Origin of the sequence: Pseudomonas aylmerensis, assembly GCF_001702265.1 — a bacterium.
GTDB classification, from domain to species: domain Bacteria; phylum Pseudomonadota; class Gammaproteobacteria; order Pseudomonadales; family Pseudomonadaceae; genus Aquipseudomonas; species Aquipseudomonas aylmerensis.
The window spans coordinates 49,449-62,249 of the sequence record NZ_MAUE01000011.1; the positions used below are offsets into that span (position 1 = coordinate 49,449).

General features: G+C 61.6%; 11 protein-coding genes. 5 read left to right on the plus strand and 6 right to left on the minus strand.

Annotation, left to right across the window (positions count from 1 at the left end; all coding sequences use genetic code 11):
- The first annotated feature begins 61 nt into the window (after window positions 1-61).
- Window positions 62-2,803, plus strand: coding sequence for an aconitate hydratase AcnA (acnA, locus tag BBG20_RS08045; protein WP_065902035.1), 2,742 nt, complete (start codon window positions 62-64; stop codon window positions 2,801-2,803).
- A gap of 127 nt (window positions 2,804-2,930) precedes the next feature.
- Here acnA and BBG20_RS08050 read toward each other — a convergent pair whose 3' ends face one another.
- Both BBG20_RS08050 and cysK read right to left on the minus strand, forming a co-directional pair.
- Window positions 2,931-3,869: an aspartyl/asparaginyl beta-hydroxylase domain-containing protein gene (locus tag BBG20_RS08050; protein WP_065902037.1), complete on the minus strand. Its 939-nt coding sequence runs from the start codon at window positions 3,867-3,869 to the stop codon at window positions 2,931-2,933.
- A gap of 417 nt (window positions 3,870-4,286) precedes the next feature.
- Entirely contained in the window at window positions 4,287-5,261 is a 975-nt protein-coding gene (gene cysK / locus BBG20_RS08055; protein ID WP_065902039.1) for a cysteine synthase A, read from the minus strand.
- Window positions 5,262-5,385: 124 nt separating this feature from the next.
- Between cysK and BBG20_RS08060 the strand changes: the two genes are divergently transcribed.
- From BBG20_RS08060 to BBG20_RS08070, 3 genes are all read left to right on the plus strand, one after another.
- Window positions 5,386-6,462, plus strand: coding sequence for a DUF748 domain-containing protein (locus BBG20_RS08060; RefSeq protein ID WP_065902041.1), 1,077 nt, complete (start codon window positions 5,386-5,388; stop codon window positions 6,460-6,462).
- Between the two features lie 99 nt (window positions 6,463-6,561).
- Window positions 6,562-7,407, plus strand: a complete 846-nt coding sequence (locus BBG20_RS08065; RefSeq protein WP_003210690.1) for an AAA family ATPase — start codon at window positions 6,562-6,564, stop codon at window positions 7,405-7,407.
- Window positions 7,407-8,585 carry a vWA domain-containing protein gene (locus BBG20_RS08070; protein ID WP_065902043.1) on the plus strand — a complete coding sequence of 393 codons (1,179 nt, stop codon included), beginning with the start codon at window positions 7,407-7,409 and terminating at the stop codon, window positions 8,583-8,585. Before BBG20_RS08065 ends, BBG20_RS08070 begins: the two co-directional genes overlap by 1 nt.
- A 42-nt stretch (window positions 8,586-8,627) precedes the next feature.
- Here the strand turns inward: BBG20_RS08070 and BBG20_RS08075 are convergent, their stop codons facing one another.
- The 4 genes from BBG20_RS08075 to BBG20_RS08090 all read right to left on the minus strand — a co-directional run bounded on the left by BBG20_RS08075 (window position 8,628) and on the right by BBG20_RS08090 (window position 11,616).
- The gene (locus BBG20_RS08075; RefSeq protein ID WP_065902045.1) at window positions 8,628-9,170 is read right to left on the minus strand and encodes a hypothetical protein; all 543 of its coding nucleotides are present in this window, start codon (window positions 9,168-9,170) and stop codon (window positions 8,628-8,630) included.
- Between the two features lie 96 nt (window positions 9,171-9,266).
- Window positions 9,267-10,178, minus strand: coding sequence for a 5-oxoprolinase subunit C family protein (locus tag BBG20_RS08080; protein ID WP_065902047.1), 912 nt, complete (start codon window positions 10,176-10,178; stop codon window positions 9,267-9,269).
- Window positions 10,175-10,879, minus strand: a complete 705-nt coding sequence (gene pxpB / locus BBG20_RS08085; RefSeq protein WP_065902054.1) for a 5-oxoprolinase subunit PxpB — start codon at window positions 10,877-10,879, stop codon at window positions 10,175-10,177. Before pxpB ends, BBG20_RS08080 begins: the two co-directional genes overlap by 4 nt.
- A complete protein-coding gene (locus BBG20_RS08090) occupies window positions 10,876-11,616 on the minus strand; it encodes a 5-oxoprolinase subunit PxpA (protein ID WP_065902056.1) in 741 nt (246 codons plus the stop codon). Before BBG20_RS08090 ends, pxpB begins: the two co-directional genes overlap by 4 nt.
- Window positions 11,617-11,790: 174 nt before the next feature.
- Between BBG20_RS08090 and BBG20_RS08095 the strand changes: the two genes are divergently transcribed.
- Window positions 11,791-12,702: a LysR family transcriptional regulator gene (locus BBG20_RS08095; protein ID WP_065902058.1), complete on the plus strand. Its 912-nt coding sequence runs from the start codon at window positions 11,791-11,793 to the stop codon at window positions 12,700-12,702.
- Window positions 12,703-12,801: the final 99 nt, after the last annotated feature.

Here is a 12,801-nt window from a genome sequence, read left to right on the forward strand (position 1 = left end):
GTTTGAAAGCTCTGTTCGTCCCGTCAGGTCCGTAGCCGTGCGGACCATAAGGAGTCATGTAATGTCATCCCTTGATAGCCTGAGAACCCTTAAGACCCTGCAGATCGACGCAAAAACCTACCACTATTTCAGCCTGCCCGAAGCCGCCAAGAGCCTGGGTGACCTGGATAAGCTGCCGATGTCCCTCAAAGTGCTGCTGGAGAACCTGCTGCGCTGGGAAGACGACAAGACCGTCACCGGCGCCGACCTGAAGGCCATCGCCGCCTGGCTCAAAGAGCGCAAGTCCGACCGCGAGATCCAGTACCGCCCCGCCCGAGTATTGATGCAAGACTTTACCGGGGTCCCCGCCGTAGTCGACCTGGCCGCCATGCGCGCCGCCGTGGCCAAGGCCGGTGGCGACCCGCAGCGCATCAACCCGCTGTCGCCCGTGGACCTGGTCATCGACCACTCGGTGATGGTCGACAAGTTCGGCACCACCAGTGCGTTCGAGCAGAACGTCGACATCGAGATGCAGCGCAACGGCGAACGCTACGCCTTCCTGCGCTGGGGCCAGAGCGCCTTCGACAACTTCAGCGTGGTGCCGCCTGGCACCGGTATCTGTCACCAGGTCAACCTCGAATACCTCGGCCGCACCGTGTGGACCAAAGATGAGGACGGCCGCACCTATGCGTTCCCCGACACCCTGGTGGGCACCGACTCGCACACCACCATGATCAACGGCCTAGGCGTGCTCGGCTGGGGCGTGGGCGGTATCGAGGCGGAAGCAGCGATGCTCGGCCAGCCTGTGTCGATGCTGATCCCGGAAGTGATCGGCTTCAAGCTCACCGGTAAATTGAAAGAAGGTATTACTGCCACCGACCTGGTGCTGACCGTCACCCAGATGCTGCGCAAGAAAGGCGTGGTGGGTAAGTTCGTCGAGTTCTACGGCGACGGCCTGGCCGACCTGCCGCTGGCTGACCGCGCGACCATCGCCAACATGGCCCCGGAATACGGCGCCACTTGCGGCTTTTTCCCGGTGGACGAGGTGACGCTGGACTACCTGCGCCTGTCCGGGCGTCCGGCAGAAACCGTCAAGCTGGTCGAGGCCTACACCAAGGCCCAGGGCCTGTGGCGCAACGCTGGCCAGGAACCGGTGTTCACCGACAGCCTGGCGCTGGACATGGGCAGTGTCGAAGCCAGCCTGGCCGGACCGAAACGCCCGCAGGACCGTGTGTCGCTGCCGAATGTCGGCCAGGCCTTCAGCGACTTCCTCGACCTGCAATTCAAACCGACCAACAAGGAAGAAGGCCGCCTGGAAAGTGAAGGCGGCGGCGGTGTCGCCGTGGGCAATGCCGACCTCGTCGGCGAAACCGACTACGAATACGACGGCCAGACCTACCGCCTGAAAAACGGCGCGGTGGTGATCGCCGCGATTACCTCCTGCACCAACACCTCCAACCCCAGCGTGATGATGGCCGCCGGCCTGGTGGCGAAAAAGGCCGTGGAGAAGGGCCTGACGCGCAAACCCTGGGTGAAAACCTCGCTGGCGCCGGGCTCCAAAGTGGTCACCGACTACTACAAGGCAGCCGGCCTGACCCACTACCTCGACAAGCTGGGCTTCGACCTGGTCGGCTACGGCTGCACCACCTGTATCGGCAACTCCGGCCCCTTGCCCGAGCCAATCGAAAAAGCCATCCAGAAAGCTGACCTGGCCGTCGCCTCGGTGCTGTCCGGCAACCGCAACTTCGAGGGCCGCGTGCATCCGCTGGTGAAAACCAACTGGTTGGCCTCGCCACCGCTGGTGGTTGCGTACGCACTGGCCGGCACTGTGCGCATCGATATCAGCAGCGAACCACTGGGTAACGATCAGGAAGGCAAGCCGGTGTACCTCAAGGACATCTGGCCCAGCAGCCAGGAAATCGCCGACGCGGTAGCACAGGTCAGCACGAGTATGTTCCACAAGGAATACGCCGAAGTGTTCGCCGGCGACGAACAGTGGCAAGCGATCGAGGTGCCGCAGGCGGCAACGTATGTGTGGCAGAAGGATTCCACCTACATCCAGCACCCACCGTTCTTCGACGACATTGCCGGCCCGCTGCCGGTGATCAAGGACGTCAAGGGCGCCAACGTGCTGGCCCTGCTCGGTGATTCGGTGACCACCGACCACATCTCCCCCGCCGGCAACATCAAGACCGACAGCCCTGCCGGCCGCTACCTGCGCGAGCAGGGCGTGGAACCGCGTGACTTCAACTCCTACGGTTCACGTCGGGGCAACCATGAAGTGATGATGCGCGGCACGTTCGCCAACATCCGGATCCGCAATGAAATGCTCGGCGGCGAGGAAGGCGGCAATACGCAGTACATCCCTACCGGTGAGAAAATGCCGATCTACGATGCCTCGATGAAATACCAGGCAGCGGGCACCCCGCTGGTGGTGATCGCTGGCCAGGAATACGGCACCGGCTCCAGCCGCGACTGGGCGGCCAAGGGTACCAACCTGTTGGGCGTCAAGGCGGTGATCGCCGAGAGCTTCGAACGCATCCACCGCTCCAACCTGGTGGGCATGGGCGTGCTGCCGCTGCAGTTCAAGCTGGATCAGAACCGTAAGTCACTCAAGCTGACCGGCAAGGAGAAGATCGACATCCTCGGCCTGACGGATGCCGAGATTGAGCCGCGCATGAACCTGACGCTGGTGATTACCCGGGAAGATGGCAGCAGCGAGAAGGTCGAGGTGCTGTGCCGGATCGATACGCTGAATGAGGTGGAGTACTTCAAGGCGGGGGGCATCCTGCACTACGTGCTGCGCCAATTGATCGCCTCTTAAGCAACCCTGCAAAACCAACTGTGGGAGCGGGCTTGCTCGCGAATGCGGTGGATCAGTCAAGAATGTATCGACTGACACTCCGCATTCGCGGGCAAGCCCGCTCCCACAGTTTCGAGCGCATTTGAGATCAGCCGAACAACCACTTCCACAACAGCACCAGCACCACTACCGCCAGCACCGGCCGTGCAATGCGGTAGGCCTTGGGATGCTTGCGCTTCCACTGCTTGACCACACCGCTGAACTTGTCGCTGAAGGTCTTGCTCCAGGCGTACGCCTGGTTGATGCCGCCGACGCGCTCGTCATCGAGGTTCTGCGGCGCGGTGGCGCGGCCCAGTTGCTTGCTGACCCAGCGGTTGACGCGGGTCATCAGGCGGTTGCTCAAGGGGCGCTCGATGTCGCAGAACAGGATGACGCGGGTCTTTTCCGTCTCGTTCTTCACCCAGTGCACATACGTTTCGTCGAACATCACGTCTTCACCGTCGCGCCAGGCGTACACCTGGCCATCGACGAAGATGCGGCAGTCGTCGGAGTTCGGCGTGGACAGGCCCAGGTGATAGCGCAGCGAACCGGCAAACGGGTCGCGGTGGGGGTTGAGGTGGCTGCCGCCTGGCAACAGCGCGAACATCGCGCCCTTGACGTTGGGGATGCTGCTCACCAGCGCCACGGTTTTCGGGCACAGCGCCTCGGCCGATGGCAGGGGTTTGTCGTACCACTTGAGGTAGAAACGCTTCCAGCCCTTCTTGAAGAACGAACCGAACCCGGCGTCGTTGTTCTTTTCGGCGGCGCGGATGTACCCCTCGTCGAACAGGTGCATGGCCTCTTCGCGGATCACTTCCCAGTTGTCCTTGAGCACATCCAGTTCCGGGAATTTGCTGCGGTCCAGGTAGGGCTTGGACGGCACGGCGGAGAACAGGTACATCAGGGCGTTATACGGGGCGAACAGCGCCGAATGGTTGACGAACTGGCGCAACATCGGCAAACGGGCCTTGCCGCGCAGGTGCACATACAGCGTGCTGCCGATAAACAACGCCAGCACCGACAGTTTGGCGGCCAAAGAAAAGGTCATGCAGCAACTCCTGGAAATAAGCGCCTGGCCAACAGCAGACGTAGCAGCCGGCCATGATAAACAGTTGGGCCATTATGCAGAAGGCCCGAGCTGACCGGCTGACACAAATCAAACATTGCAAGCAACGCGGGTGGGGCAGCGGATCTCATATGGTGACTGGGCTTCCCGTGGTGGCCGAACCTGTTGTGGCTAGTGCGGGCTTATTGTGGTGAGCGGGCTTGCCCCGCGTTGGGGCGCGAAGCGGCCCTGAAACCATTCACCGCGTTCCTCCCTGCAAAAACCCGCTGGATTGATTGGGGCCGCTTCGCAGCCCAACGCGGGGCAAGCCCGCTCACCACAGGAAGCGAAAAGCGCGCTCACGACAAATCAACAATAAGCCTGCTCACCCCATCAAACCTGCTCACCACAAAACAACCATCAAGCCTGGTTTTCCTGCTCGGTAAACAAATCGCTGAACAGCATGCTCGACAGGTAGCGCTCACCGGAGTCCGGCAAAATGACTACGATAGTCTTGCCCTGCATTTCCGGCTTCTCCGCCAGACGCACGGCCACGGCCATCGCCGCCCCGCAGGAGATTCCGCAGAGGATGCCTTCTTCCTGCATCAGGCGCAGGGCCATGGCCTTGGACTCTTCGTCGGTCACCAGCTCCACGCGGTCGACCATCGACAAATCCAGGTTCTTCGGCACAAAACCGGCGCCAATGCCCTGGATCTTGTGCGAACTCGGCTTGATCTCTTCACCGGCCAGGGCCTGGGTGATCACCGGCGATACAAGCGGCTCCACGGCCACCGACAGAATCGGCTTGCCCGCGGTGTTCTTGATATAGCGCGACACGCCGGTGATCGTGCCGCCGGTGCCCACGCCTGCGACCAGCACGTCGACGGCGCCATCGGTGTCATTCCAGATTTCCGGGCCGGTGGTTTTTTCGTGGATCGCCGGGTTGGCCGGGTTTTCGAACTGGCCTGGCATGAAGTACTGGGCCGGGTCACTGGCGACGATTTCAGCGGCTTTGGCGATGGCCCCTGGCATGCCCTTGGCCGGCTCGGTCAGCACCAGCTCGGCGCCGAGGGCCTTGAGCACCTTGCGGCGCTCGATACTCATCGACGCCGGCATGGTCAGCAGCAGCTTGTAGCCACGGGCAGCGGCAACGAACGCCAGGCCGATACCGGTGTTGCCGGAGGTAGGTTCGACGATGGTCATGCCCGGCTTGAGTTTGCCGGTGCTTTCGGCGTCCCAGATCATGTTTGCGCCAATGCGGCACTTCACCGAGTAACCCGGGTTACGCCCTTCGATCTTGGCCAGGATGGTCACGCCACGCGGGGCGATGCGGTTGATCTGGACCAGGGGCGTGTTACCGATGGAGTGCGCGTTGTCTGCAAAGATGCGGCTCATGACGGGTCCTTAAGGCAATTTCAAGAAGGTCACAAGGGTATGCCTCGTCCACCAAGGCGTCCAGTCAGAGGAACGTTGCGCCCACCCGGGCGGTCCATCGCCTATACCGTTGGAGAACCTGACCATGAGACGTCGCTACAGTTGGCCACTCTGGACCTTCGCCGCCCTGGTGGTGGTGCTGGTTGCTATCGACCTGGCCCTGCCCTACCTGGTGCGCAACTATTTGAATGACAAACTCGCCGACATGGGCGACTACCGTGGCCAGGTCACCGACGTGGACGTGGCCCTGTGGCGCGGCGCGTACAGGATCAACGGCCTGCAGATCGTCAAGGTCGACGGCAAGGTGCCGGTACCGTTCGTCAAGGCGCCGTTGATCGACCTGGCAGTGAGCTGGCATTCGCTGTGGTACGACCATGCGGTGGTGGCTGAGGTGCAGTTCGTCAATCCCGAGGTCAATTTCGTCGATGGCGGGGCCAACAAGCAGGCGTCCCAGACCGGTAAAGGCACCGACTGGCGCGCGCAATTGAGCAAACTGCTGCCGATCACCCTCAACGAAGTGCGCATCCAGGACGGCAAGATCGCCTTCCACAACTTCAGCTCCAAACCGCCGGTGAACATCAATGCCACGTCGGTCAACGCCAGCTTCTATAACCTCACCAACGTGGTCGACGTCAAAGGCAAGCGCGATGCCCGCTTCGACGGCAAGGCCCTGCTGCAAGGCCAGGCGCCCCTGGAAGCGACCGCCACGTTTGACCCGCTGAGCAACTTCGAAGACTTCGAATTCCGCTTTCGCGCCAGGGACCTGCAACTGCGCCGCATGAATGATTTCGCGTCGGCGTACGGCAAGTTCGACTTCAAGGCCGGTACCGGTGATGTGGTGATCGAGGCCCAGGCGGAAAAAGGCCAGTTGACCGGCTACATCAAGCCGCTGATGCGCAATGTGGAAGTCTTCGATTGGCAACAGGACGTCGAAAACAAGGACAAGAACATCTTCCGCTCGATCTGGGAGGCCGTAGTCGGCGCCAGCGAGACGGTGCTGAAGAACCAGGCCAAGAACCAGTTCGCCACCCGCGTGGAGCTGAGTGGCAGCGTGCATCAGCAGAATGTCAGCGCGTTCTCCGCGTTTTTGGCGATTTTGCGCAATGGCTTCATCCAGGCATTCAACGCGCGCTATGAACAACCCAAGCCATCGGCGGATTGAGCCTGACCGGCCATTCAGAGACTGAATAACCCGTCTGCGTTCACAGTCGCCGGGGCCGCGCGGTATAGTCCGGGCATTGATGAATTCGAGGAATGACCGATGAAGTTCGAAGGCACCCAGGCCTACGTTGCCACCGATGACCTGAAACTGGCCGTCAACGCTGCCATTACCCTGGAGCGTCCGCTGCTGGTCAAGGGTGAGCCCGGCACCGGCAAGACCATGCTCGCCGAGCAACTGGCCGAATCCTTCGGTGCCAAGCTGATCACCTGGCACATCAAGTCTACCACCAAGGCCCACCAGGGCCTGTATGAGTACGACGCGGTCAGCCGCCTGCGCGACTCGCAACTGGGCGTGGACAAGGTGCACGACGTGCGCAACTACCTGAAGAAAGGCAAGCTGTGGGAGGCGTTCGAGTCCGAAGAGCGCGTGATCCTGCTGATCGATGAAATCGACAAGGCCGACATCGAGTTCCCCAACGACCTGTTGCAGGAACTCGACAAGATGGAGTTCTACGTCTACGAAATCGACGAGACCATCAAGGCGAAGAAACGCCCGATCATCATCATTACCTCCAACAATGAAAAAGAGCTCCCGGACGCCTTCCTGCGCCGCTGCTTCTTCCACTACATCGCCTTCCCCGACCGCACCACCCTGCAAAAGATCGTCGATGTGCACTACCCCGACATCAAGAAGGACCTCGTCAGCGAAGCGCTGGACGTGTTCTTCGATGTGCGCAAGGTGCCGGGCCTGAAGAAGAAACCTTCCACCTCCGAATTGGTGGACTGGCTCAAGCTGCTGATGGCCGACAATATCGGCGAAGCGGTGCTGCGCGAGCGCGACCCCACCAAGGCGATCCCGCCGCTGGCCGGTGCCTTGGTGAAGAACGAGCAAGACGTGCAACTGCTTGAACGTCTGGCATTCATGAGCCGTCGCGGTAATCGATAATGTTGCTCAACCTGTTCAATGAAATGCGCGCAGCCAAGGTGCCGGTCTCGGTGCGCGAGCTGCTCGACCTGATCAACGCGCTGAAACAGCGCGTGACCTTCGCCGACATGGACGAGTTCTACTACTTGGCCCGGACGATCCTGGTCAAGGACGAACGGCATTTCGACAAGTTCGACCGAGCCTTCGGCGCCTACTTCAACGGCCTCGAAAAGCTCGACGACCACCTGCAGGCGCTGATCCCCGAAGACTGGCTGCGCAAGGAATTCGAACGCTCGCTGAGCGACGAGGAACGCGCGCAGATCCAGTCCCTCGGCGGCCTCGACAAGCTGATCGAGGCGTTCAAGCAACGCCTGGAAGAACAGAAGGAACGCCACGCCGGCGGCAATAAGTGGATCGGCACCGGCGGTACCAGCCCGTTCGGCTCCGGCGGCTACAACCCGGAAGGCATTCGCGTCGGCGACGCCGGCAAACGCCAGGGCAAGGCCGTCAAGGTCTGGGACCAGCGCGAGTACAAGAACCTCGACGACCAGGTGGAACTGGGCACGCGCAACATCAAGATCGCCCTGCGCCGCCTGCGCAAATTCGCGCGCCAGGGTGCGGCCGAAGAGCTGGATATCGACGGCACCATCGACCACACCGCCCGCGACGCCGGGCTGCTGAACATCCAGATGCGCCCGGAGCGGCGCAACACCATCAAGCTGTTGTTGCTGTTCGACATCGGCGGCTCGATGGACGCCCATGTGAAGATCTGCGAGGAACTGTTCTCGGCATGCAAGACCGAGTTCAAGCACCTGGAGTACTTCTACTTCCACAACTTCGTGTACGAGTCGGTCTGGAAGAACAACCAGCGCCGCACCTCGGAGCGCACTTCCACCCAGGACCTGCTGCACAAGTACGGCGCCGACTACAAAGTGATCTTTATCGGTGACGCGTCGATGGCGCCGTATGAGATCACCCAGGCCGGCGGCAGCGTCGAGCATTGGAATGAAGAGCCAGGGTACGTGTGGATGCAGCGCTTCATGGCCAAGTACAAGAAGCTGATCTGGATAAACCCGTACCCGAAAGACACCTGGGGCTATACCGCATCGACGGGGATTGTGCGCGAGTTGGTCGAAGACCAGATGTACCCGCTGACGCTGCGCGGGCTGGAAGAAGGGATGCGCTTCCTGTCCAAGTGATGCAGGCCTGTAGACGATGGTATCGGCTACAGGCAACTTCACTCAGCAGTGCTCGCTGTCGATCCAGGCAAACTTGAGGAACAGCGCAGCGAACTGTTTGACCAGTTCCGAATCCTGACGGTCGACTTTCCCATCATTGTTGACGTCCTGGTTGATCGAGACAGTGCTCCCCCGACCATTACCGTCGCTGTACACCGCCGCCGAATAGACAATGGTTTCATCTCGGGGCGCCCCTTCCCCTTGATGAAAGTGCAAGCGCACCGTGTCGGGAATCCCGTTGTTATCAAAGTCCCCGGCAAATACCTTCAGGTACTTGTCGAAGGGTTCGTCGAGGCTGAACCATTCGAACGCCAGGAACAGCTGGGCAAACTCAAGGGCCATCTCCCGGTCCACGGCGTCGACAATACCGTCCTGATTGAGATCGTCCGTAATGACCCAGTCGAACTTGCCGTTTTCGGTGATATCGAACGCCGTCGCCCGGTGGACAAGCGCGGGGGCTTGGGAGTCGTCATAGAACTCCAGATAGACCACGTCGGGAATATCGTTATCGAACACATCTTGGGCAAATATCTTCAAATAGCGCATGGCAAAACCTGACTAGGGGATGGACCTATCAAGATTTGCATGACTGCACTCAAGCAGCGAAGACGACAAACGCTGGCACTCCCGTAGGAGTTTTCTTTACGCGGTAAACCTGCGCAGATACGCCACATGCTGCCGATGCGCCGTCTCCTGCACCACCGGCGCCAACCTGACATTTTCCCCCGGCAGGCACTGCGCCAGTCGCGCCAGCGCCAACGGCGTCAACGCGCCCAGGCGTGGATACCCGCCAATGGTCTGCCGGTCATTGAGCAACACAATCGGCTGTCCATCCGGTGGCACCTGGATGGCCCCCAACGGAATCCCTTCGGAAATCAATGACGGCCCCTGGTACTGCAACGGCGTGCCCAACAGGCGCATGCCCATGCGGTCGGCGCGGCTGTCCAGCGCCCATTCGGTATTGAAGGCATCGAACAGGCTCTGGCCGCTGAACTGGCCGATCTGTGCACCGACGATCACGTCCAGCGGCCCCTTGGCGGGCAGGACTGAATCGCTCAGCACTTTCATTGCACCGCCGGTCCCGGAATAGCTCAACCGCGCGCCTTCGAGCAACGCCCTGCCGAAGCCATCCAGCCCGCCCAACTCCTCGCGCACCACCGTGGCACAACTGCCCAGCACCTGCGGCGCATCAAAGCCGCCCGGCGCCGCCAGGTAGGCCCTGGCCCCGCTGAAAGGCTGGGTAAAGCGCAGGCGCTGGCCCTTTTGCAGGATGAAACTGCGGCCGGGGCTGATGGCGCGTTCGTCGATGTACGCACCCAGGTCCGCACCGGCCAAGGCCAGCAGGCAATATTCCTCGGCCTGCACGGTAAAACCGCCGAGGGTGATTTCCACCACCGGCGCATCCAGCGCATTGCCCAGCAACCAATTGGCCCAGGACATCGACACCCAATCCAGCGCACCGCCCTGGGTCACGCCCAGGTGGCGCACGCCAAAGCGGCCGGCGTCCTGCAACAGGCACAGCGGCGTGCTGGCCTCGATCAACAAGCGGCTCATGCCTGCGCCTCCAACGGCGTGTCATCGCCACCCAGGTGGATAAATTCCGCGTGATCGACGGCTTCAAAACGCACCGTATCACCGGGTTGCATCAGGCTGTAGCCGTCGCGTTCGCGGTCGAACAGCTTGGCCGGGGTGCGGCCGATCAGGTTCCAGCCGCCGGGAGATACCACCGGGTAGGCGGCCGTTTGCCGCTCGGCGATGCCGACGCTGCCGGCCGCCACGCGTTTGCGCGGGGTACTCAGGCGTGGTGTGGCGAGGATTTCGTCGACCAGCCCCATAAAGGCAAAACCGGGGGCGAAGCCAAGGGCGAATACCTGGTATTGGTGGGCACTGTGACGACGGATCACTTCATCGACAGCCAAGCCACTGCGCTGGGCGAGCAATGTCAGCTCAGGGCCGACGCTCGGGTCGTACCACACCGGCAGCACATGGCACTGGCCGCCGCCCTGGGCTTGGGGTTGCAGGTCAGTCAGGGCTTCGTCGATCAACGCGCGGGCCTGGGACGGGCTCAACGCGGTGAGGTCGTAATGCACCATCAACGTGGTGTAGGACGGCACCAGGTCGACCAGCGCGGACCCGAAACCGCTGCGCAAGCGCTGGGTGGCGGCGAGCATCCACGGCATGTTGGCTTCGGCAATCACGTCAAACAGACGCACCATCAGCGCGTCGATGGCCACCACTTCAATGCGTGGCTTCATGCTGGCTTCAATGCCTCGCGAATGCGCTGCACGGCGGCGACCGAGCTGGCGTTGTCGCCATGCACGCACAGGGTGTTGGCCCGCAATACCAGCGGGCTGCCATCGCTGGCCTTCAGGGCCTCGCCACGGGAAAGGGTCAGGGCCTGCTGGACGATGGTGTCGGAATCATGGTGCACGGCACCCGGCAATTGGCGCGAAACCAGATGCCCCTTGGGGTCGTAGGCACGGTCGGCGAAGGCCTCGAACCACAGGATGACCCCGTATTCATCGCCCAGGGCCTGGGCCGCGCTGTTGTCGCGGGTGGCCAGCAGCATCAGTGGCAGGTCGCCATAGGCGGCCACGGCCTGGATCACCGCGCGCAGCTGCACCGGGTTGGCCATCATGTCGTTGTACATCGCGCCGTGTGGCTTGACGTAGCTGACCCGCCCACCCTGGGCGCGGCAGATGCCGTCGAGGGCGCCGATCTGGTAATGCAGCAGGTCCTGGATTTCTTCGGGCGTGTAGGCCATGGAGCGACGACCGAACCCTTGCACGTCCTGATACGCCGGGTGCGCGCCCACTTGCACACCGTGCTTGAGCGCCAGGCCGACGGTCTTGCGCATGATGCTCGGGTCGCCGGCATGGAAGCCACAGGCCACGTTGGCGCAATCGATGAATGGCATGACCTCGGCGTCCAGACCCATCGTCCAGTTGCCAAAGCTTTCGCCGATGTCGCAATTCAATAGCAGGCGGCTCACGGTGGTCGCTCCTGTAGGCTTTGTTTTTTTGTAGTGTGGGATTTTTTACACAGAACTCGCAACTTGTCCTGGCACCCCTACGACGCTTATCGTGGAATAACTCGATTTTTGGCGCTGGCCCGGTGCGGCGTCCAACTAATAAAAACCGATCCAAGCATAAGAAAAGTTGATCCCATGAATTTGAAGTTCCTCGAAACCTTCGTCTGGGTGGCCAAGCTCAAGAGCTTTCGGCTGACCGCCGAGAAGTTGTTCACCACCCAGGCCTCGATTTCCAGCCGCATTGCCGTGCTGGAAAGCGAGCTGGGCGTGAAGTTGTTTCTGCGCGACTCACGGGGCGTGAGCCTGACCCCGGAAGGCCTGAAGGTGCTCGATTATGCCGAGCAGATGATGGTGACCATGCAAGGCCTGAAGCAGTCCCTGGAGACCACCAGCAGCAAGGTCGGGCGCATCCGCATCGGCGCGATGGACACGGTGATCCACACGTGGCTGAGCCCGCTGGTCGCCGAGTTGATGGACCATTTCCCGCTGGTTGAAATCGAGTTGGTCGCCGATACGGCGCTGAACCTCAGCGATCAGCTGCAAAAAGGCTTTCTGGATTTGATCCTGCAAACCGACCTGCTGCGCCTGGAAACAGTGCGCAGCCTGGAACTGGCCAGCCACCCCATGGCGTGGATCGTCGCCAGCCAATCGATCTACAACCGCGACTACGCGTCCCTGGCCGAACTGGCCCAGGAGCGCATCATCACCTATTCGAAAAACTCCCACCCGCACCAGGATGTTCTCAGCCTGATGCAAGCCAATGGCGTGGCCGCGCCGAGGATGAACTGTGTGAACTCCGTGTCGGCGATCACGCGGTTGTTGCGTGATGGCTTCGGCATTGGCGCACTGCCGCCGGTGCTGGTCACTGAGGAACTCGCGCGCGGCGAACTGGTGATGCTGCCGATGGCGCAGCAACTGCCGAATCTGCAGGTGGTGGTGTCGTGGCGTGTGGGGGTGGAGTTGGTCGAGGAGATTGTCGGGCTGTGCCAGAAGGTGGTGGCGCAGTATGCCAAGGAAGCAGGCGCGGAGCGCATGGTGCTGGCCTGACCCGCCCAAACCTGCAGGAGCCGGCTTGCCGGCGATAGCGCTTCAGCGTCGCGTGAGCCGCATCGCCGCAAGCCGGGCGCCTACAGTGAATCAAGGTGG